Below are 21,071 nucleotides of genomic sequence, written 5' to 3' on the forward strand. Positions count from 1 at the left end.
TTCACGCAAAGGAAGCCGACCTCATGCTGCGCATCGCCGTCCCCAACAAGGGTTCACTGTCCGGCCCTGCGGCGGAGATGCTGCATGAGGCCGGCTACCAGCAGCGCCGGGAGTCCAAGGAACTGCGCATCGTCGACCCGGAGAACGAGGTCGAGTTCTTCTACCTCCGCCCCCGCGACATCGCGATCTACGTCTCCTCCGGCCGTCTCGACATCGGCATCACCGGCCGTGACCTGCTGATCGACTCGGGCGCCGACGCCGAGGAGATCCTGCCGCTCGGCTTCGCCCGCTCCACCTTCCGCTTCGCCGCCAAGCCCGGCACGGCGAGCGGCATCGAGGACCTCAAGGACAAGACGGTCGCCACCTCCTACGAGGGCATCGTCGACAAGCACCTCGCGGACCGGGGGATCGACGCCTCCGTCGTCCACCTGGACGGGGCCGTGGAGACCGCGATCGAGCTGGGCGTCGCCGAGGTCATCGCCGACGTCGTCGAGACCGGCACCAGCCTGCGCAACGCGGGCCTGGAGGTCTTCGGCGAGCCGATCATGAAGTCCGAGGCGATCGTCATCCGCCGCACCGGCGCCGACGCCGAGGAACCGAAGGTCCAGCAGTTCCTGCGCCGCCTCCAGGGCGTCCTGGTGGCCCGGACGTACGTGATGATGGACTACGACTGCCGGGTCGAGCAGCTGGAGAAGGCCGTCGCGCTCACCCCCGGCCTGGAGTCCCCGACCGTCTCCCCGCTGCACAACGAGGGCTGGGTCGCGGTCCGCGCCATGGTCCCCGCCAAGGAGGCCCAGCGGATCATGGACGACCTCTACGCCATCGGCGCCCGCGCCATCCTGACCACGGCCATCCACGCCTGCCGCCTGTAAGAGGTACGCCCGAGAGATGTCCGACCTGCCCCCTCCTCCCCGCCTCCCCGTCACCTTCCGGCCGGGACACACCCGGGCGATCCTGCTCACCGCCGGGGTCGTGATCTTCCTGGTGATATCCGGGATCGCGATGCTGCTGGAGCACCTCGGTCCGGGCTCGCGGCTCAGCTTCATCCTCACCGGGGCGCTGATCTTCTGGGCCCTGGCCCAGCTCGCCCGGGTGAAGGTCGTCGCCGACGAGTCCGGCGTCACCGTCGTCAACATCGCCGGCAAGCGCCGCCTGGCCTGGGCGGAGATCGTCCGGGTGAACCTCCGGCCGGGTGACCCGTGGGTGTTCCTGGACCTCAGCGACGGCACCAGCCTGCCCGCGCTCGGCATCCAGCCGGGCATCGCCAAGCAGCGGGCCATCGCCGACGCCAGGGCCCTGCGCGCGCTGGCCGAGGCCCACTCGGCGTCCTCCGCCCTGCCGCATGAGCCCAGATCTTGATTAATCTGGAGGGCGGAGGCCGTTTCGCTGCGCCTCCGCCCCTGCGCGCCGCCCGGTGCACAGGGGTTCCTGCTACCCGAGGAGTGACTCCCTCCGGCGATGGACGGATCGTCCTGTAGTACCTGCGCCACCCCTGCCCGACGGAACGGGAAGGCGGTGGCAGCGTGACCATCCCCCTGCTGCTCCTCGGAGCGGCGTTCCTGCTGATCCTCGCCAATGGCTTCTTCGTGGCGGCCGAATTCGGCCTGGTCACCGTCGAGCGCCCGGAGGCCGAGAAGGCCGCCGCCGACGGCGACACCCGCGCCCGTACGGTCGTGGAGTCGCTGAAGGAGCTGTCCTTCCAGCTCTCCGGCACCCAGCTCGGCATCACCATCACCTCCCTGGTCGTCGGCATGCTCGCCGAACCGGCCCTGGCCGCGCTGCTGCGCGGCCCGTTCGCCGCGCTCGGCGTCCCCGAGGGTGCCGCCTCCGGCGTCGCCGTGGTCGTCGGCATGCTGCTGGCCTCCGCGATCCAGATGGTGATCGGCGAACTCGTACCCAAGAACTGGGCGGTGTCCCGGCCGCTGCAAGTCGCGCGCTTCGTCGCCGGCCCCCAGCACCGCTTCGCCCGACTGTTCCGCCCGGTGATCTCGGCGCTGAACACGGTCGCCAACCGGCTGGTCCGCGCCCTCGGCGTCGAACCCGCCGACGAGCTGGCCTCCGCCCGCACCCCCGGCGAACTGGTCTCCCTGGCCCGGCACTCCGCCCAGGCCGGTGCCCTGGAGCAGGACACGGCCGACCTGTTCGTCCGCACCCTGTCGCTGGGTGAACTGACTGCGCAGCACGTCATGACCCCGCGCGTGAAGGTGAGCGCGTTGCAGGACTCGGCCACCGCCGAGGACGTCGTCAACCTCACCCGGGCCACCGGCCTGTCCCGCTTCCCCGTCTACCGGGAGAAGATCGACGAGATCGTCGGCATGGCCCACCTCAAGGACGCGCTGGCGGTCCCCGTGCACGACCGGCTGCGTACGCCGGTCAGCCGGATCGCCCGCAAGGCGCTCCTGGTCCCCGAGACCCTGCCGGTCCAGCCCCTGCTCGCCCGGCTGCGCAGCGAGCAGCCCATCGCGGTCGTCGTGGACGAGTACGGCGGCACGGCCGGCGTGGTCACCCTGGAGGACATCGTCGAGGAACTGGTCGGCGAGGTCCGCGACGAGCACGACGCCAAGGACATGCCCGAACTGGCCCCCGCCCCGCCCGAGGACGGCAGGCCCGCCTGGGACGTGGACGGCAGCTGCCGCGTCGACGTCCTGAAGCGCATAGGCCTCGACGTGCCCGAGGGGCCGTACGAGACCGTCGCCGGCCTCGTCGCCGACCTGCTCGGCCGGATCCCGGCCCCCGGCGACCGGGCCGAGCTGCCCGGCTGGCGGCTCTCGGTCCGCCAGGTCGGCCACTACCGCGCCGAACGGGTCCGCCTGGTCAGGACGGCCCCGGTGGCGAACGTGATGGAGGCCGCCCGATGAGCGTCCTCCAACTGGTCTTCGCGGCGCTGCTCGTGCTCGCCAACGGTTTCTTCGTCGGCGCCGAGTTCGCGCTCGTCTCCGTCCGCCGCAGCCAGATCGAACCGCTCGGCACCGCCCGGGCCCGGCAGGTGCTGTACGGCCTCGAACACCTGCCGCAGATGATGGCCGCCGCCCAGTTCGGCATCACCGTGTGCTCGCTGACGCTGGGCGCGGTCGCCGAGCCGACGGTGGCGCACCTGCTGGAGCCGGTGTTCGAGTGGATCCACCTCCCGCACGGCATGATCCATCCGCTGGGCTACGTCATCGCGCTGGCCGCGGTGGTCTTCTTCCACCTCGTCATCGGCGAGATGGTCCCGAAGAACCTCGCGATGGCCGCCCCGGAGAAGGCCGCGCTGTGGCTCAGCCCGGGCCTGGTCTGGTTCGCCCGCCTGTGCCGGCCGATCACGGTGTCCCTCGGCGCCTGCGCCCAGGGCATCCTGCGGCTGTTCCGGGTCGAGCCGAAGGACGAGGTGGAGGCGGTCGTCACCACCGAGCAGCTCAACCGGCTCCTGGAGGACTCCGGCCAGGCCGGCCTCCTCGACCCGGAGGAGCAGGAGCGCCTGGAGGACGCCCTGGAGCTGGGCTCGCGCCCGGTGACGGACGTCCTGTTGCGCCGGGAGTCCCTGGTCACGGTGACCCCGGCGGTCACCCCGGGCGAGATCGTGGAGCTGACCGCCCGCACGGGCTACTCCCGCTTCCCGGTCGCGGCCGGCGAGAAGGGCCCCTTCATGGGGTACGTGCACGTGAAGGACGTCCTCGACCTGGAGGACTCCGACCGGGCCGTCCCGCAGCACGTGTGGCGCCCGATGGCCACGCTCCGCGCCGAGCTGCCGCTGGACGACGCGCTGACGGTCATGCGCCGGGCGGCCACGCATCTGGCCCAGGTGGCGGACGCGACCGGCAAGGTGCTGGGGCTGGTGGCCCTGGAGGACGTGCTGGAGCTGCTGGTGGGCGAGGTCCGTGACCCGGCGCACCGGGAGATGCCGGAGCCTCGGGTGAGCGGGGAGCCGGAGGAAGCGCTCGCCGGCTAGCCCGCATGGTGAGGGGGAGCCGCGCGGCCGGTGACGGGCCGACCGCGCGGTTCCCCGCACCCGCCGGGGCGCTCACATGCCCGGCGGATCCTGCGGCCCCCGCCCCGACAGCACCTCACCGTAGGCCTGCATGAGGTCCGGCAGCCGGAGCGTCGCCAGGTCGTTCCGGGTGAGCGAACCCGCGTACGTCGACAGCCGGAGATCCCGGTACGCGCAGCTCTTCTCGTACAGCGTCCGCAGGAACCGCCCGTTCCCCAGTTCGTCGATCCACCCTTGGTCGACGACGTGCCCGGCGATGGACCGCAGCTCGTCCAGCGCCTCCTCGTCCCACAGGTCCCCGTTCTCCGCCGCGAGCACCTTGCCGATCTCGGTCAGCTCCAGCGGCCGGTAGGAGGGGAAGTCCACCCGGGTGGTGAACCGGGAGGACAGCCCGGGGTTGGCGGCGAGCAGGCGGTCCATGCCCTCCGGGTAGCCGGCCAGGATCACCACCAGGTGGTCCCGGTTGTCCTCGGCCCGCTTCAGCAGCACCTGCAAGGCCTCGTCGCCGTAGGCGTCGCCCTTGCCGTACCCGGAGTTGGACAGCGAGTAGGCCTCGTCCACGAACAGCACCCCGCCGATCGCGGAGTCGATCAGCTCGTTGGCCTTCACGGCCGTCTGCCCCAGGTACTCGCCGACCAGGTCGGCGCGCTGGGCCTCCACGAGGTGGTCCCCGCCCAGCAGCCCCAGCGCGTAGAACACCCGGCCGAGGATCCGCGCGACCGTGGTCTTGCCGGTGCCGGACGGGCCGGAGAAGACGAAGTGCCGTTTGGGCGGCTGGACCGGCAGTCCCTGCCCGGCCCGCAGCCGCGCCATGTTCAGCTGCGCCGACAGCGCCTTGACCTGGCGCTTGACCGGTTCGAGCCCCACCATGCGCTCCAGTTCGGCGAGCGCCTCCTCCAGTAACGCGGGGTCGGTGGGCCCGGCCGGGATCGGCGCGGTGGACACCCCGGCCACCCCCGTCTTGGTCCGCACCGAGGGGTCGGCCACCGACGGCAGCGGCCCGGCGGGCAGATCGGGCTCCGGCAGCCGCAGGTCCCGGCCCTCCGTGCCGAACAGCGGATCGAACCCGTCCGGTCCGTCCACCACGTCCTGCCCCGCGCCGGTCAGCGTGATCGCGGCGTAGTCGGCGGTTTCGTCGTACCCGTCGCCCTCGGAGATCGCGGCGAGCCGGGCGGAGGTGTCCATGAAGGCCGGGTCGACCCGGTGCACCGCGCGGTACAGGGGGAGTGCGGCGGCCGAGCGTCCCGTTCCCTCGTGCGCCCTGGCCAGCCAGTAGCGCAGTTCCTTGCGCTGCGGCTGCTCGCTGCGGCACCGCATCAGCGCCGTCGACAGCAGCGGCTCGGCCTGGCCGTACATCTCCAGCCGCACCCGGGCCATGCCGCCGAACAGGCCGGCCTCGATGCCGAGCAGGGAGTCGTCCAGCAGGGGATCGGTGTGCCGGGCCAGTTGTTCCCAGTCCTTGACCAGATAGGCGCGGCAGGCGTGCAGGAAGCGGACCTGCGGGTCGGCGTCGACCGGGGGCAGCCCGGCGAGGGCGCGGTCCAGCTCGGGCACATGCCGGCCGTCCAGCCAGTGGGAGGCGTGCGCCAGCAGCAGATCGCGCGGGCTCTCCAGCACCGGCTGCACCCACCAGCCCAGCCAGTACCAGGAGTTGAGGCTGCGGCGGTGCCGGGCGCGCTGTTCGCCGAAGCGGTCGCGGTGCCGGAACATCCGCAGCAGCGCGGTGGTCGTGTCGACCCGGAGCGCGTGCAGCCCGAGCCAGGCGTCCGCCATGCCCGGGTCCATCCGCACCGCGGTGCGGAACTCCTCCTCCGCCTGCGGGTAGGCGCCCATCGTGTAGGCGTCCACACCCCGCAGCCAGGCGAGGTCGGCCGGGGCCTCGGGGCCCTGCGTGCCGAAGTCCATCACGTCCCCCCACAGACCGTGTCCCCGTGGTTCCCCCCGGGCGGTCGCCCGACGGCCGCCGCGGTCGAACCGCTGTGCCGCGGACCGGAGTTGCCGGTGCGCGAGGCAGCCGCTCGAAGGTCGCACCGAGGGCATCGTACCCGCGGTACCCGCGCGTGCCGAAGGGTGCCGCACGGGGCGTTCGGCGAGGTGGGAGCGGACGGGGCGCACCGCGCTTCGTGACCGAGGGTGAGAGCGCGGGTGCGCGAGGAGCCCGGAACGCGTCGTCGCGGGCAGAACGAAGCCCCCGGTCACGGGGGAACAACCGGGGGCTTCGCGTCGGTGGGCGACTCCGAAAGCCGCACATTGAGAACGTAAGACCTGTACGGGCCCCCGGTCAAGCGGAGTTGAGGCACTGGGAGAACTTGTCCCGCAAGGCTCTTCACGACTTCACCACATCCGGGACGGGCCGTCACTCAGCGTCACTTCCGGCCCGGCTCCGGGAGTCGTCGCCGGTCCCGGCAGCACCTCGTATCCCGCGATTCGCTGGAGCACCAGCAGATCGGCATGGGGGCGCGAGGGGTCCTCGGCGAAGTGCGCGCGCTCCGCCGCGACCCAGCCGTCCCAGAACTCCCGTTGCTCCGCGCCGTCCCGCTGCCGGCCGCGCGCCCAGGACTCCTCCCGGGGCAGCTCCATCCACAGCAGCCGGGCCAGGTACGGCCGCAGGGCGCGGCGGCCGGCGCCGACGCCCTCGATGAGCACGACGGGTGCGGCCGGCAGCGGGCGCGGGGTGCCGAAGGCGCGGGCCCGCCAGTCGTACGGGGTGTAGTGCGCGCTCTCGCCGCGCGCCAGGGGCTCGATCACCTCGGTCACGAGCCGGTCGGTCCACGAGAAGAGCCGCTCATGGCTGGCGATGTCGTCGAGGTGGAGCACCGGGGCCCCGCCCAGCGCGTGCGCCAGCCGCCCGGCGAAGGTGGACTTCCCCGAGCCGGCGTGCCCGTCGACGGCGATGAGCCGGACCGGTCCCAGTGAGGGCGGGAGCCCGCGCAGCCGGGCGGCGAGGTCGTGAATGGTGATTCCCGGGGTGTCGTGCGGTGTGGGGGAAGGAGGTCCGGTCCTGTGGGCTTTCCGTGGAACAGTCTAGTGGCGGGTCCGGTGCCGCCAGGGGGTGAGGGCCAGTGGTTGTCGCGCATTGAACCACCGGCTGGCGGCCAGTCAAAAGCTGCCGATAAACAGTCCGCATCCCCTGACCGATATGTCGAATTCGACGTTCCGGGTGTGCCCCACGCTGAGTAAGGTGCCTTCTGCGCAACGTGATGCGTCGAACGGGGACCGGCAGGGGGACCATGGCCGCGGAATTATTCGAAGGGCACTATGTGTGGCACCCGGCGGCCGACGACCGGGTCCTGGCGAGCGTGTGCGTCGATGTGCGCGCCGGACGTCATCGGTACGCCCACGAGGCGCTCGTCGAGACACGTTCCGACTTCGCCCTGCGCGCCCACCGCTCGCTCGTCCTCGCCTCCGAGGCGGCCGGCACCGACCTGGTGGAGCGCTGGCTCGCCGAGGAGCCGACGCCCGAGGCCGCGCTCATGTGGGCGCGGGTCGCGGTGCAGCGCGCCCTGCGCGCCGCCGACGCCCGTGACGAGCGCGCCGAGGCGCTGGAGCGGATCGCGCTGACCGCCTGCGACCGGGCCGCCGAGGCAGCTCCCGCCGACCCCACCCCCTGGGTCGCCCGGCTCGCCATGGCCCGGCTGCACCGGCTCCGCGACCCGGCCCCGCGCGGCCTGCTCACCGCCCCGCCCGGCCCCTGGCGGCTGTTCGCGCACATCCTGTCCCTGGACCCCTGGCACCGCGAGGCGCACCACCGCTTCCTGTCCTGCTTCTTCACGCGGTACGGCGGCTCGGTCACCGCGGCCTGGGACGTGGCCGCCTTCCTCAGCCAGCGGGCGCCCGCCGACTCCGCCCTCCGGCTGCTGCCCCTGGTGGCCCTGGTGGAGAGCTACAACCCCACCCAGCTCCTCGCCGACCGGGTCTGGGAACAGCCCCAGTGGCGCTCCACCGCACTGGCGATCTACCAGCACTGGCTGCCCACCGTGGCCGGCTACCGCTTCACCCCCGTGCTCGACCTGGCCTACCTCGCGCACGCGCTGGTCATGGGCCAGCGCGCGTTCGAGGCCCGGGCGGTCTTCACGGCGATGGGCCCGTACGCCTCGCGCATGCCCTGGAGCGCCTTCGGCGATCCCGCCGAGCAGCTCTCCCGGGCCCGGCGCGCCTGCGGCCTGCCCGTCCCGGGCCCCGCCTGACCCGCCCGTCCCCAACCCGCCCATCCAGAGAAAGGCCGATCTGTGTCGGAACGGATGTCGACCCCCCGGGCCCGCGCCCGCGCGGCGGACCCCGTCGTGCTCGACGACGACGCCACCCTGCACGCGATGGGTTATCCGCGGAAACTCACCCGACGCTTCCAGGCGTTCGACAATTTCGCGATCTCGTTCACCATCATCAATATCCTCTCCGGTATTTTCTCCTCCTTCGGATTCGGCATGAACGCGGGCGGCCCCCGCATTCTCGTGTTCGGCTGGATCGGCGTCTCGCTCATGGTGCTGCTCATCGGCGCGGCCATGGCGGAAGTCGCCTCCGCCTATCCGACGAGCGGTGCCCTGTATTTCTCCGCCGGTAAACTCGCCAAGCGGCACAAGGGCGCCTGGTCGTGGTTCACGGGCTGGCTGAACTTCGTCGGCCAGATCGGCGGCACCGCCGCCACCGGCTATGCCGCCGCCACCTTCATCCAGGTGTTCGTGCAGTTGCAGTGGCCCTCCTACCGGCCGACCGCGCACCAGACGGTCCTCGTCACGGCCCTGATCATCGTGCTCCAAGGGCTCGCCAACACCTACACCGTCCAGCTCGTCGCCGTACTCAACCGCATTTCCGTGTGGTGGCTGCTGATCGGACTCGTCGTGATCGTGGGCGCACTCATCGTGATGCCCGATCACCACCAGTCCGCGTCCTTCGTCACCCATTTCGAGAACAACACCGGCTTCACGAGCGGGCTTTACGGCGGCATGCTCGGGCTCCTGGTCACGAGCTGGACCTTCACCGGGTTCGACGGCAGCTTCCACATGTCCGAGGAAACGGTCCACGCGACGGTCAGCGCACCGAAGGGCATCACCCGCGCCATCGGCTGTTCGGCGATCACCGGCCTCGCCCTGATGCTGGCCCTCGTCTACAGCATCGGCGACTACGCCAAGGTGGCCGGCGCCGCGGCGCCGCCGGTCCAGATCCTCATCGACGGCCTCGGCCTGACCACCGCCAAGGTGATGCTCCTCATCGTCATCGGCGCGATGCTCTTCTGCGGTCTCGCCAACCTCACCAGCAACACCCGGCAGATCTTCGCCTTCTCCCGGGACGGCGCCATGCCCGGCTCCCGCTGGTGGCACTCGGTCTCGCTGCGCACCCGTACGCCGGTGAAGGCGGTCTGGCTGGCGGTCGGCTGCTCGCTGGCCCTGGTGGTGCCGGGCTGGTGGTCGCACACGGCGTTCACCGCCATCGTCAGCGTCAACGTGGTCGGCCTCTTCCTGGCCTACGCCGTGCCGATCTTCCTGCGGCTGCGGCTCGGCGACGCCTTCCAGCCCGGTCCCTGGCACCTGGGCCGCTGGGGCAGGCCGATCGGCTGGCTCGCGGTGACCTGGATCCTGCTCAGCAGCGTCCTGTTCATGCTGCCGCAGGCCTCCCCGATCACCGTCGACTCCTTCAACTACGCGCCGATCGCGCTCGCCGTCGTCCTGCTGGTGGCGACGGTGTGGTGGTTCGCCACCGGCCGCCGCCGCTTCCAGGGGCCGGTCAGCTACGGCCGCCCGGACGAGGTCGCCGCGATGGATCTCGTCTGAGCCCGCCGGGGTGCGTGGGCGCCGGTCGCGCTCGTGCGGCGGAGCCGCGCCGCGACACGGCCCGCGCCCCTTCGGGCGCCCTCACCAGTGGTCCAGACCAATATTCGTACGGCGGCATGCGCCGAAGTGCTGGCAGCGAGATCCGGCCTGCTTCATAGTTACCGCACCGGATCAGCCCGTCTCGGACACCCTGGGGGTCGTCGCGCCCATGAGCCAAGCCCAACAGCCGTCCCGCAGAATCGTTCTGGCCGCGGCCGTCGCCGCGGCGGTGACCGGCACGGCGGCACCCGCTGCCGCCGCCGCACCGCGCCCCGCCGGCACCGACGACCCCGGCCGGGCGCAGGCCCGCCCGATCGACCACCACTCCTGGACCACGTTCCGCGACTGGCGCCGCGGCACCGCCGAGGGCGCCCGGCCCGTCTCCGGCAGCCGCCCCGGCGTCGTGATCGGCGCCCCCGCCGGCCGTACCGACTACACCGACCCGCACACCGGGACCACCGCCACCTGGGAGTACGCCACCTGGACCTCCCCGGTGCACCGGCTCACCGTGCCCGCGACCGAGGTCATCGCCTCCTGGAACGCGCACACCCCGGCCGGCACCTGGATCCAGGTCGAGCTGCACGGCACGTACTCCGACGGCACCGAGACACCCTGGTACGTGATGGGCCGCTGGGCCGCCGGCGACCAGGACATCAAGCGGACCTCGGTGGACGACCAGACCGACGGCAGGAGCACGATCTGGACGGACACCTTCGCCATCGACGACGCGAGCACCGGCCTGCGCCTGGCGTCGTACCGGCTGCGCCTGACCCTCTACCGCCGGCCCGGCACGCACCTGACCCCGACGGTCTGGCGGCTCGGCGCGATGGGCTCCGACATCCCCGACCGCTTCACCGTGCCGGCCTCCACCCCCGGCCTCGCCCAGGAACTCGCCGTCCCGCGCTACTCGCAGGAGATCCACAAGGGCCAGTACCCCGAGTACGACAACGGCGGCGAGGCCTGGTGCAGCCCCACCTCCTCGCAGATGATCATCGAGTACTGGGGCGGCCGGCTCACCCCCGAGCAGCTGTCCTGGGTCGACCCGTCCTACGCGGACCCGCAGGTCTGCCACGCGGCCCGGTACACCTACGACCACCAGTACCAGGGCTGCGGCAACTGGCCGTTCAACGCCGCCTACGCGGCCACCTACGACGGTCTCCAGGGCGTGGTCACCCGGCTCGCCTCCCTCACCGACCTGGAGACGCTGATCGCGGCCGGCATCCCGGCCATAACGTCCCAGTCGTTCCTCAAGGAGGAGCTGACGGGGGCCGGTTACGGCACCTCGGGCCATCTGATGACCGTCATCGGCTTCACCGCGGACGGGGACGTGATCGCCAACGACCCCGCCTCACCGGGCGACGAGGCGGTGCGGCGCGTCTACCGGCGGCGCGAGTGGGAGAACATCTGGCTGCGGACCAAGCGGTACAACGCCTCCGGCAAGGTCGTCTCCGGCACCGGAGGGGTCTGCTACCTCTACTTCCCGGCCCACCCGACCCCGCACCAGCGCAAGGCGCTCGCCGCGGTGGGCGTGTACTAAAGCCCCGGTGCGCGCGGCCTGTGACCAAGCTCATCGCCGCGCACGCCGTCGCGGGTGGCATGGTGGACGGATGGGTGGGGGGATTCCGCCGTACACGTCCGACCTCTGCGAGTAACACCATGACCGCACACCCGGCCACCGCCACCCGCGCCGTCACCGGCGGCCCGCAGGAAGACGGCCCGAAGATCGTCGAGCACGTCCTGGGCTGGGTCCTCGTCGCGGTGTTCGCGATGCTGGTGACCCAGCTCGGCCTGCTCTGAACCGACGCGCACCCGCCTCTGGACACACCGCTCACGCGTGCGGCTTGTTCTGACATACTGCGGCTGTCCCGTCGTAGCCAGATCAGGGCCGGTCTTGAACATGCCGCACCAGGGTGCCGTCGTCCAGCCGCGCGGCACCGAGCGCTCCGTGGCGCGCCGCGCCGAACTCATCGCCATCGGGCGGAAGTTGTTCGCCGACACGTCCTACGACGCGTTGTCCATGGACGACATCGCCCGCCAGGCCCAGGTGGCCAAGGGCCTGATCTACTACTACTTCCGGTCCAAGCGCGGCTACTACCTGGCGATCATCCAGGACTCCGTCGCCGACCTGGTCACCTCCGCCGCCGGCGGGGTCCAGCTGCCCGCCGTGGACCGCGTGCACCGCACGATCGACGGCTACCTGCGCTACGCCGAGCAGCACCAGGCCGCCTACCGCACCATCGTCAGCGGCGGCGTCGGCTTCGACACCGAGGTGCACGCGATCCGCGACGGTGTGCGCGAGGCGATCGTCGCCACCATCGCCGAAGGGGCCTACGGCCGCGCCGACATCTCCCCGGTGGCCCGGATGGGTCTGCTCTCCTGGGTGTGCAGCGTGGAGGGCGCCGCCCTGGACTGGATCGGCCATCCCCGGCTGTCCCGCGAGACCATGTGCGAGCTGCTGGTGAAGACGCTCGGCGGGGCCCTGCGCGCCATCGAGGAGCTGGACCCCGCCCACCCGGCCCCGCCGCCCGCCCGCCGGGACGGCTGACCCGGGAAGAACCGTCAGTTGATCGCCTTGATCAGCTCACCGTTCGCGGTGTCGCCGCTCAGCTCCCAGAAGAAGGTGCCGCCGAGGCCCTGCTGGTTCTTGTACGTCATCTTCGTGGCGATGGTGGCCGGGGTGTCGTAACTCCACCAGTCGCTGCCGCACTTGGCGTAGGCGGTGCCGCCCACGGTGCCGGTCGCCGGGCACTTGGTCTTGAGCACCTTGTAGTCGTCGATGCCCTGCTCGTACGTCCCGGCCGCCGGGCCCGTGGCCGTACCGCCGGGGGCCGCCTGGGTGACGCCCGTCCAGCCGCGCCCGTAGAAGCCGATGCCGAGGAGCAGCTTGGAGGCCGGGACGCCGAGGCCCTTGAGCTTGGCGATCGTCGCCGACGTGTGGTAGTCCGCCTTGGGGATGCCCGAGTAGGAGTTCAGCGGGGAGTGCGGGGCGGTCGGGCCGGTCGCGTCCCAGGCGCCGAAGTAGTCGTACGTCATCGGGTTGTACCAGTCGACGTACTGGGCGGCGCCGGCGTAGTTCGCCGCGTCGATCTTGCCGCCGCTGGTGGCGTCCGCGGTGATCGCCGCGGTCACCAGGTTCCCGGAGCCGAACTTCGAGCGCAGGGCGGCCATCAGGTTCTTGAACGCCTCGCGTCCGCTGGTGTCACAGGTGTTGCCGCAGGCGTTCGGGTACTCCCAGTCGATGTCGATGCCGTCGAAGACCCCCGCCCACTTGGAGTTCTTCACCAGGTCGTAGCAGGACTGGGCGAAGGCGGCCGGGTTCTTCGCGGCCTCGCCGAAGCCGCCGGACCAGGTCCAGCCGCCGAAGGACCACAGGATCTTCAGCCCGGGGTGCTTCTTCTTCAGCTTCAGCAGCTGGTTGAAGTTGCCGCGCAGCGGCTGGTCCCAGGTGTCGGCGACGCCGTCGACGGACTCGGCGGCGGTGTAGGCCCGGTCCGTGGCCGCGTAGGAGTCGCCCATGGCGCACTTGCCGCCGGTGACGTTGCCGAAGGCGTAGTTGATGTGGGTCAGCTTGGCGGCGGAGCCGGAGGTCTCGACGTTCTTGACGTAGTACTTGCGGTCGTAGGTGCCCCATTCGGTGAAGTAGCCGACGACCTTGGAGCCGGCCGCCGCCCGCGGGGCGCTCGGTGCCGCCGCGGTCGCCGTGCCCGTTTGGGCCAGCAGGCCGGCGCCGAGGGCGGCGGTACACGCGGCCGAGACGAGGGCCCGGACGAGGGAGCGGTGGGACGTGTGCATTCGGGTGTCTCCTCGTGGGGGAGAGGGGGACGTGCGCCGATTGGCATGAACGCGGTAAAGCGTTGGTCATGCACCCTAGGAGGACTAGACCACTAGGTCAATGGTTCGGACCAATCTCGCCCCCGCGTACGGCTCCGACTGGACTCCTGAAGTAAGCGGTCGTTAACTGGTGACGGGAGGTCGCTGATCGGGCATACTCACTGCGCATGCCGCTGGTCAGCAGCTTCCGAGACCCGGGAGCGGGCGCCTTCGGCGAAGCGCGATCACCAGGCGGAGCCGCCCCCCACCCCGGGCCGGACCGCCGGTGCCCGAACAGGGAGGAGCCCGACGCCATGTCCGACCGCGACCCGCAGCCGGTGGAGCGTCAACTGCCGACGGAAGAGGCGAGGGATCTGCTCGCCCTCGTCCGGGAGATCGCCCAGCGAGAGATCGCGCCCAGGGCGGCCGAGGAGGAGGACGCGGGACGCTTCCCGCGCGAGATCTTCGGTCTGCTCTCCGAATCAGGGCTGCTGGGCCTGCCGTACCCGTCCGAGTACGGCGGCGGCGACCAGCCCTACGAGGTCTACCTCCAGGTCCTGGAGGAGCTGGCCGCGGCCCGGCTCACCGTCGGCCTGGGCGTCAGCGTCCACACGCTCGCGTCCTACGCCCTCGCCACCTACGGCACCAAGCAGCAGCAGGTCGAGCACCTGCCCGCGATGCTGGGCGGCGGCCTGCTCGGCGCGTACTGCCTCTCCGAGCCGTCCTCCGGTTCGGACGCCGCCTCCCTGCGCACCAAGGCCGTCCGCGAGGGCGACGGTTGGGTGATCGACGGGACCAAGGCCTGGATCACCCACGGCGGGATCGCCGACTTCTACACCGTGATGGCCCGCACCGGGGAGGACGGCCCGCGCGGGATCACCGCCTTCCTCGTGCCCGGCGACGCCCCCGGTCTGAGCGGTGCCGCGCCGGAGAAGAAGATGGGCCTGAAGGGCTCGCCCACCGCGCAGGTGCACTTCGACGGCGTCCGCGTCCCGGACGACCGGCGCGTCGGCGAGGAGGGCCAGGGCTTCTCCATCGCCCTGGCGGCGCTCGACTCGGGCCGGCTCGGCATCGCGGCCTGCGCCGTCGGCCTCGCCCAGGCCGCACTGGACGAGGCGGTCCGCTACGCCACCCAGCGGCGCCAGTTCGGCCGGCCCGTCGCCGACTTCCAGGGCCTGCGCTTCATGATCGCCGACATGGCCACCCAGATCGAGGCGGGCCGCGCGCTGTACCTCGCCGCGGCCCGGCTGCGGGACGCGGGCAGGCCGTTCGCCAAGCAGGCCGCCATGGCCAAGCTGCACTGCACCGACACCGCCATGAAGGTCACCACGGACGCGGTGCAGATACTGGGCGGCTACGGCTACACCGCCGACTTCCCGGCCGAGCGCTACATGCGCGAGGCCAAGGTCCTCCAGATCGTCGAGGGCACCAACCAGATCCAGCGGATGGTCATCGCCCGTCACGTGGCGGGGCCAGAAGGTCGCTGAACTGGCCCGTGAGCACCGTCGGGGCCGCCAGTCTGACCCACTCCGGGTCATGGCGGCCCGGCAGGGTGCGACCGCGGTCGGCCCAGGTCCGCATGAGGTCGCGGTAGATGGGCGGGTCCGGCGGCGCGGCCGGCGGAACCGATTCTCCGGGGCGAGGGACGAAGATGCGGCGCTGACGCCCGGTTGCCGAGTACATGGGGGTCATACCAGGGCAACGCGGCGACGGCCGGACAGGTCACCCTCCCGCGGAATCGAGCTTCAGTTCATCCCCGTCCGGTTCCCCCTCGGGCGCCCCCCGGACGGCTGACGCGGCCGGATGGCCGAGCATCGACCACGGCTGCGAGGGCGGTTGGCGATGGTCGGCGCGCCGACCGGCCGCACGGCCAAGTCCCCGTGTCCCCAGGGCAGTTATCCGCCCTGCCGGGTCGGTAAGACGCGCTGCGCCGGCGTGCGACGGCCCAACGCGCCCACGGCACCTGGGAGATCGACGGCCCGGCCCGTCCACCCCTCACCCGAGGTGACGCGCGCATCGGGAACACCGTCCAGGACGTCGCGCGCGGGGCGGGGTGAGCGAGCCGGCTCAGGCGGCCTGGCGGCGCATCAACGGCACGCGCATCGGGCGCGAGCCCGGGCCGCCGACGTGCGAGAAGGGCTGCGTCCGCCAGTTCAGACCCTGGGGCAGCGTGAGCAGCAGGGCGGTGTCCTGCTCCTGCGGCTCGAAGGACTCGTCCGCCGGGCGGGCGTCGGCCGCCGCACGGCCCGTGCCCGCGCACACCGTGAGCCCGAACGGGTTCCACGGCGAGGCGCACAGCGCGTGCTCCGGCAGCACCTCCTCGTCCGCCAGCAGCGCGATCGGCTGCGCGCAGTCCGGGCAGATCACCCGGTACATCTCGAAGGTGTCGTAGGCGTCCAGATCCTCGTCGTAGGCGTCGGGTCCGACGCCCTCCGGCTCGGGTTCGGCGACCGACTGCCGGTGCGCGGACGCGGATCGACCAGGGCGATGGGTACTCTGCATGGGATTCTCCCCCTAAGGCTGGGCCGTGAAGGCGCTGCGGCCTCGACCACAGCAAGCACTTCCCGTCCGGTCTCGGCGGTAATCACGAGAACATCACGGAGCCTGTGTTCGAGGCGTGTGGCCTTCGTCACATGCCGCATGCGGGTGCCCGTCCCGGTGCATTTTCTGCCGAAACAGGGAATGACCTGCACCTCTGAGGTATCCGTGGAGATCAGGCGCACTGTAGGTTTTGGCGGCATGGAGGAGCTGGACCGTCAGATCGTGCAGCTGCTCGTCAAGGACGGGCGGATGAGCTACACAGACCTGGGCAAGGCCACGGGCCTGTCCACGTCGGCCGTGCACCAGCGGGTGCGCAGGCTGGAGCAGCGTGGCGTCATCCGCGGCTACGCCGCGGTGGTCGACCCCGAGGCCGTCGGGCTGCCGCTGACCGCGTTCATCTCGGTGAAGCCGTTCGACCCCAGCGCCCCCGACGACATCGCCGACCGCCTCGCCGGGGTCCCCGAGATCGAGGCGTGCCACAGCGTGGCGGGCGACGAGAACTACATCCTCAAGGTGCGTGTCTCCACCCCGCACGAACTGGAGGAACTGCTGGCCCGGCTGCGCTCGCTGGCCGGGGTCTCGACGCGGACGACGGTGGTCCTCTCGACCCCGTACGAGGCCCGGCCGCCGAAGATCTGACAGCCGCCGCGCCGACGGCGCCGGGTGCCTTCCGGGCGCCCCCGGTGCTGCTCCCGCCTGGCGCCGGGAGAAACTGTCGGCCATGAGCAACCGCACCGCCGAGCCCCCCGAGACCGTCCTGCTCCGCCGTGGCGAGGTCCACAGCCCCGCTGACCCCTTCGCCACGGCGATGGTCGTCGAGGCGGGCCACGTCGCCTGGGTCGGCTCCGAGGGCGCGGCCGACGCCTTCGCCGACGGCGTGGACGAGGTGGTCGACCTCGACGGCGCCCTGGTCACCCCCGCCTTCACCGACGCCCATGTGCACACCACCGCGACCGGCCTCGCCCTGACCGGTCTCGACCTGTCCGGCGCCCCCTCCCTGGAGGCCGCCCTCGCCCGCGTCCGCCAGTTCGCCGCCGCCCGCCCCGACGACCGGGTCCTGCTGGGCCACGGCTGGGACGCCGCCCGCTGGCCCGGCGGCCGGCCGCCGACCCGCGCGGAGCTGGACGAGGCCACCGGCGGACGCCCGCTGTACCTGTCCCGCATCGACGTGCACTCGGCGGTCGTCAGCACCGCCCTGCTGGACCTGGTCCCCGCCGGCGTCCCGCGCGAGGACGCCCCGCTCACCAAGGACGCCCACCACGCCGTCCGCGAGGCCGCCCTCGCCGCCATCACCCCCGCCCAGCGCGCCGAGGCCCAGCGCACCGCCCTGGCGCACGCGGCCTCCCTCGGCATCGGCACCGTGCACGAGTGCGGCGGCCCGCGGATCTCCTCCGAGGACGACTTCACCGGCCTGCTGCGGCTCGCCGCGGAGGTGCCGGGCCCCCGTGTCGTGGGCTACTGGGCGGAGGAGGACACCGCGAAGGCCCGCGAGCTGGGTGCCACCGGCGCGGCGGGCGACCTCTTCGCCGACGGCGCCCTCGGCTCGCACACCGCCTGCCTGCACGAGCCGTACGCCGACGCCGGCCACAGCGGCACCGCCTACCTGGACGCCGCCGCTATCGCCGCCCACGTCGTGGCCTGCACCGAGGCGGGCCTCCAGGCCGGCTTCCACGCCATCGGCGACGCCGCGGTGGCCGCCGTGGTGGAGGGCGTGCGCGCCGCCGCCGAGGAGGTGGGCCTCGCCCGCATCCGCGCCGCCCGGCACCGTGTCGAGCACGCCGAGATGCTCACCCCCGACACCGTCGCCGGCTTCGCCGAGCTGGGCCTGATCGCCTCCGTCCAGCCCGCCTTCGACGCGCTGTGGGGCGGCGAGGACGGCATGTACGCCCGGCGTCTGGGGGCGGAGCGGGCCCGCACCCTCAACCCGTTCGCCGCCCTGCTCCGCGCCGGTGTACCGCTCGCGTTCGGCTCCGACAGCCCGGTCACCCCGCTCGACCCGTGGGGAACGGTCCGCGCCGCCGCCTTCCACCGCACGCCCGAGCACCGGATCTCCGTCCGCGCCGCCTTCACCGCGCACACGCGCGGCGGCTGGCGGGCCGTCGGCCGCGACGACGCGGGTGTCCTGGTCCCGGGCGCCCCCGCCGACTACGCCGTCTGGCGGACCGACGAGCTGGTCGTGCAGGCCCCCGACGACCGGGTCGCCCGCTGGTCCACCGATCCGCGCTCCGGCACGCCCGGCCTGCCCGACCTCACCCCGGGCCGTGACCTGCCGGTCTGCCTGCGGACCGTGGTCGGCGGGCGGACGGTGTTCGTACGGCCGGGCGAGTGATCTCCCGGGGTGGCCTGGGCCGCCCCCGCCGCCGGGGCCCCGCCGCCCGACCTGCGCATCCTCCCCACCGGCCGGGCCGCCGGTGCGGTCCGCCCAGTTCACAGGGCTGTTGACAGTCGGCGGCCGGGGGCCGGTAGGTTCGTCCGAGTCCACCACCGGACGCCCGACCGGGGGACGTTCAGCCGACTCGTCGCAGCGCCGCTGGGTCAGGGACGGTGTGCCGCACCGGAGCACCGTCACTGGGAGCCAGGCTCAGCGCCCGCGCCGACGAGGGGAACGTTCTCACGGGTCGGCCAGGTGTGACCCGGGTGGGGCCCGGGCGCTCAGTAGACAACGGCTTCCGGTCGACCCGCAGCCAGCGGGTCCCGGGTCGGACCGAAGGGCGCCGGGCCCCCATCCGTCGCGGTACGAAGGTGTTCGGTACGGGGTGAGAAGGTACCGAAAAAAACGTTCTTACCCCGTTCTTGGGGAACCGACACCACCATACGAACGCGCTGTCACGTCTTCCCAGGCGGCGGCCACTATGGTGGACCCCTGTGTACGACATGAAGGGGCAGCAGTGAACGACGGCGACGGGACCCTCGCGGCCAAGGCCCAGGGGAGGCAGTTCGGCCCGCTCGGCACGGCCTTGGTGATCATTCCGACCTACAACGAGGCGGAGAACATCAAGACCATCGTCGGCCGGGTGCGCAAGGCCGTCCCCGAGGCGCACGTACTGATCGCGGACGACAACAGCCCCGACGGCACCGGCAAGCTCGCCGACGAACTGGCCGCCGGGGACGAGCACGTCCACGTGCTGCACCGCAAGGGCAAGGAGGGCCTCGGGGCCGCCTACCTCGCGGGCTTCCGCTGGGGCCTGGAGCGGGACTACGGCGTGCTGATCGAGATGGACGCCGACGGCTCCCACCAGCCCGAGGAACTGCCCCGGCTGCTCACCGCCCTCAAGGGCGCCGACCTGGTCCTCGGTTCCCGCTGGGTGCCCGGCGGCCGGGTGGTGAACTGGCCGAAGTCCCGGGAGTTCCTCTCGCGCGGCGGCTCCACCTACTCGCGGCTCATGCTCGACGTGCCGATCCGGGACGTGACCGGCGGCTTCCGGGCCTTCCGCCGCGAGACGCTGGAGGGCCTCGGCCTCGGCGAGGTCGCCTCGCAGGGCTACTGCTTCCAGGTCGACCTGGCCCGCCGCGCGGTGAAGGCCGGCTACCACGTCGTCGAGGTCCCCATCACCTTCGTCGAGCGGGCACTGGGCGACTCCAAGATGAGCAAGGACATCGTGGTGGAGGCGCTGTGGCGGGTCACCTCCTGGGGCGTCGGGGACCGCATCGGCAAGCTCACCGGCAGGGACAAGCAGGCGTAGCGCCGGGTCCGTGGCCCCGGCCGGCCGGCGGGTCCGCGCCCTGGCCGATCACCCCCTTATCCCGCGCTGAGCCGCGCCCAGGCACACTGGGACCATGACGACTGGCGCTCCGACCTCTCCGTACACCGCCCGCCGCCGGCGCTCCCGGCTGCGCAGGTATCTGCCGCTGGGCCTCGCCGCGTGGCTGGTGCTGGAGATCTGGCTGCTGACCATGGTCGCGGGCGCGGCGGGCGGCCTCACGGTGTTCCTGCTGCTGGTCGCGGGCCTCGTGGCGGGGTCCGTGGTCATCAAGCGGGCGGGCCGTCGCGCCTTCCGGAGTCTGAACGAGGCGCTGCGGCAGGGCGGCTCGCCGGCGCGCGGCGGCGGCAACGGCCTGACGATGCTCGGCGGTCTGCTGCTGATGATCCCCGGCCTGGTCTCGGACGCGGCCGGCCTGCTCCTGCTGCTCCCGCCGGTCCAGAAGGCGGTGAGCCGCTTCGCGGAGAACGCCCTGGAACGGAGTCTGCGCAAGGCCGCCCCGGGCAGTCTGGGCGACGCGTTCCAGCAGGTCCGCATCCACCGGCCCGACGGCAAGGTGGTGCAGGGCGAGGTCATCAGGGAGGACCGGCCCGAGCCGGGGGAGCGCAGGCCCCCGCTCACTCGCTGAGCGTCCCGCACAGGCACAGGCACAGGCGCAGGCACGGACAACGACCGCGGGCGCCGTACGTGGAAGACGTACGGCGCCCGCGGTCGTTGCGCTGTATGCGCGTTATGCGCTCTTGCGGCTGTCCCTGGGGTGGACCGCGATGTTCATCGCCCCCGAGCGCAGCACCGCCAGACGCTCCTCAAGGACCTCTTCGAGTTCCTCGCGGGTGCGTCGCTCCATCAGCATGTCCCAATGGGTACGCGCGGGCTTGGCCTTCTTCTCCTCAGGGCCGTCGCCGTCCACGAGGAGTGCCTGGGCACCACAGACCTTGCACTCCCACTCCGGCGGGATCTCCGCCTCGACCGAGAAGGGCATCTCGAAGCGATGGCCCTTCTCGCATGCGTACTCCACGGCCTGGCGCGGGGCCAGGTCGATACCGCGGTCCGTCTCGTAGCTGGTCACCACGAGGCGCGTACCGCGAAGAGCTCGCTCACTCATGAATCGTGCCTCCCGGGCTTGTCGCCCACAGGACAGGTGTCGCTGTCGTCGTCATCCGGTCAACGTCCGGTCGGCGGTAAAGATTCCCGTTCCGAGTCCCGTTCCGGGTCATGCGTCGCCGTCGTAGCCGCCCCTTGTTC

At 72.2% G+C, this 21,071-nt stretch carries 19 protein-coding genes; 14 read left to right on the forward strand and 5 right to left on the reverse strand.

Features of this window, described 5'->3' with window-relative positions; translation table 11 throughout:
• Positions 1-23: 23 nt before the first annotated feature.
• From hisG to AQJ11_RS31110, 4 genes are all read left to right on the forward strand, one after another.
• Entirely contained in the window at positions 24-872 is an 849-nt protein-coding gene (gene hisG, locus AQJ11_RS31095; RefSeq protein ID WP_014671486.1) for an ATP phosphoribosyltransferase, read from the forward strand.
• A gap of 16 nt (positions 873-888) precedes the next feature.
• Positions 889-1,359, forward strand: coding sequence for a PH domain-containing protein (locus tag AQJ11_RS31100; RefSeq protein ID WP_059265376.1), 471 nt, complete (start codon positions 889-891; stop codon positions 1,357-1,359).
• Between the two features lie 164 nt (positions 1,360-1,523).
• Positions 1,524-2,858 carry a hemolysin family protein gene (locus tag AQJ11_RS31105; protein WP_014671484.1) on the forward strand — a complete coding sequence of 445 codons (1,335 nt, stop codon included), beginning with the start codon at positions 1,524-1,526 and terminating at the stop codon, positions 2,856-2,858.
• Positions 2,855-3,928 (forward strand): hemolysin family protein, encoded by a 1,074-nt coding sequence (locus tag AQJ11_RS31110; RefSeq protein WP_059265377.1) that lies wholly within the window; start codon positions 2,855-2,857, stop codon positions 3,926-3,928. The genes AQJ11_RS31105 and AQJ11_RS31110 overlap by 4 nt, the downstream gene beginning before the upstream one ends.
• A 72-nt stretch (positions 3,929-4,000) precedes the next feature.
• Here the strand turns inward: AQJ11_RS31110 and AQJ11_RS31115 are convergent, their stop codons facing one another.
• Both AQJ11_RS31115 and AQJ11_RS31120 read right to left on the reverse strand, forming a co-directional pair.
• Entirely contained in the window at positions 4,001-5,872 is a 1,872-nt protein-coding gene (locus AQJ11_RS31115) for an AAA family ATPase (RefSeq protein WP_058079816.1), read from the reverse strand.
• A gap of 429 nt (positions 5,873-6,301) precedes the next feature.
• Positions 6,302-6,922: a uridine kinase family protein gene (locus AQJ11_RS31120; protein WP_208616658.1), complete on the reverse strand. Its 621-nt coding sequence runs from the start codon at positions 6,920-6,922 to the stop codon at positions 6,302-6,304.
• A gap of 275 nt (positions 6,923-7,197) precedes the next feature.
• On the opposite strand from AQJ11_RS31120, the gene AQJ11_RS31125 reads away from it, so the two are divergent.
• From AQJ11_RS31125 to AQJ11_RS31140, 5 genes are all read left to right on the forward strand, one after another.
• Positions 7,198-8,154, forward strand: a complete 957-nt coding sequence (locus tag AQJ11_RS31125; RefSeq protein ID WP_175252091.1) for a hypothetical protein — start codon at positions 7,198-7,200, stop codon at positions 8,152-8,154.
• A gap of 54 nt (positions 8,155-8,208) precedes the next feature.
• Positions 8,209-9,735, forward strand: coding sequence for an amino acid permease (locus AQJ11_RS31130; protein ID WP_244218428.1), 1,527 nt, complete (start codon positions 8,209-8,211; stop codon positions 9,733-9,735).
• Between the two features lie 208 nt (positions 9,736-9,943).
• Positions 9,944-11,311, forward strand: coding sequence for a peptidase C39 family protein (locus tag AQJ11_RS31135; protein ID WP_041665022.1), 1,368 nt, complete (start codon positions 9,944-9,946; stop codon positions 11,309-11,311).
• Positions 11,312-11,430: 119 nt separating this feature from the next.
• Complete coding sequence (locus AQJ11_RS48490) at positions 11,431-11,571, forward strand: SCO1431 family membrane protein (protein ID WP_103816500.1); 141 nt, start codon at positions 11,431-11,433, stop codon at positions 11,569-11,571.
• A gap of 100 nt (positions 11,572-11,671) precedes the next feature.
• A complete protein-coding gene (locus AQJ11_RS31140) occupies positions 11,672-12,319 on the forward strand; it encodes a TetR/AcrR family transcriptional regulator (RefSeq protein ID WP_014671476.1) in 648 nt (215 codons plus the stop codon).
• 14 nt (positions 12,320-12,333) lie between these two features.
• Here AQJ11_RS31140 and AQJ11_RS31145 read toward each other — a convergent pair whose 3' ends face one another.
• Complete coding sequence (locus tag AQJ11_RS31145; RefSeq protein WP_014671475.1) at positions 12,334-13,566, reverse strand: glycoside hydrolase family 18 protein; 1,233 nt, start codon at positions 13,564-13,566, stop codon at positions 12,334-12,336.
• 332 nt (positions 13,567-13,898) lie between these two features.
• On the opposite strand from AQJ11_RS31145, the gene AQJ11_RS31150 reads away from it, so the two are divergent.
• A complete protein-coding gene (locus tag AQJ11_RS31150) occupies positions 13,899-15,071 on the forward strand; it encodes an acyl-CoA dehydrogenase (protein WP_059265380.1) in 1,173 nt (390 codons plus the stop codon).
• Positions 15,072-15,651: 580 nt separating this feature from the next.
• Here AQJ11_RS31150 and AQJ11_RS31155 read toward each other — a convergent pair.
• A complete protein-coding gene (locus AQJ11_RS31155) occupies positions 15,652-16,086 on the reverse strand; it encodes a hypothetical protein (RefSeq protein WP_059265381.1) in 435 nt (144 codons plus the stop codon).
• 237 nt (positions 16,087-16,323) lie between these two features.
• Here AQJ11_RS31155 and AQJ11_RS31160 point away from each other — a divergent pair, with 237 nt between their 5' ends.
• The 4 genes from AQJ11_RS31160 (at position 16,324) to fxsA (ending at position 20,454) form a co-directional block, all read left to right on the forward strand.
• Positions 16,324-16,764, forward strand: coding sequence for an Lrp/AsnC family transcriptional regulator (locus AQJ11_RS31160; protein ID WP_014671472.1), 441 nt, complete (start codon positions 16,324-16,326; stop codon positions 16,762-16,764).
• An 82-nt stretch (positions 16,765-16,846) separates the two neighbouring features.
• Positions 16,847-18,454, forward strand: coding sequence for an amidohydrolase (locus AQJ11_RS31165; RefSeq protein WP_059265382.1), 1,608 nt, complete (start codon positions 16,847-16,849; stop codon positions 18,452-18,454).
• A gap of 559 nt (positions 18,455-19,013) precedes the next feature.
• Positions 19,014-19,808 carry a polyprenol monophosphomannose synthase gene (locus AQJ11_RS31170; RefSeq protein WP_014671470.1) on the forward strand — a complete coding sequence of 265 codons (795 nt, stop codon included), beginning with the start codon at positions 19,014-19,016 and terminating at the stop codon, positions 19,806-19,808.
• 94 nt (positions 19,809-19,902) lie between these two features.
• The gene (gene fxsA, locus AQJ11_RS31175) at positions 19,903-20,454 is read left to right on the forward strand and encodes an FxsA family membrane protein (RefSeq protein ID WP_059265383.1); all 552 of its coding nucleotides are present in this window, start codon (positions 19,903-19,905) and stop codon (positions 20,452-20,454) included.
• A gap of 102 nt (positions 20,455-20,556) precedes the next feature.
• Here the strand turns inward: fxsA and AQJ11_RS31180 are convergent, their stop codons facing one another.
• On the reverse strand, positions 20,557-20,931 hold the full coding sequence (locus AQJ11_RS31180; RefSeq protein WP_003977404.1) for an RNA polymerase-binding protein RbpA: 375 nt from the start codon (positions 20,929-20,931) through the stop codon (positions 20,557-20,559).
• Between the last annotated feature and the right edge of the window lie 140 nt (positions 20,932-21,071).

This window comes from Streptomyces corchorusii (assembly GCF_001514055.1).
Lineage (GTDB): Bacteria > Actinomycetota > Actinomycetes > Streptomycetales > Streptomycetaceae > Streptomyces > Streptomyces olivaceoviridis.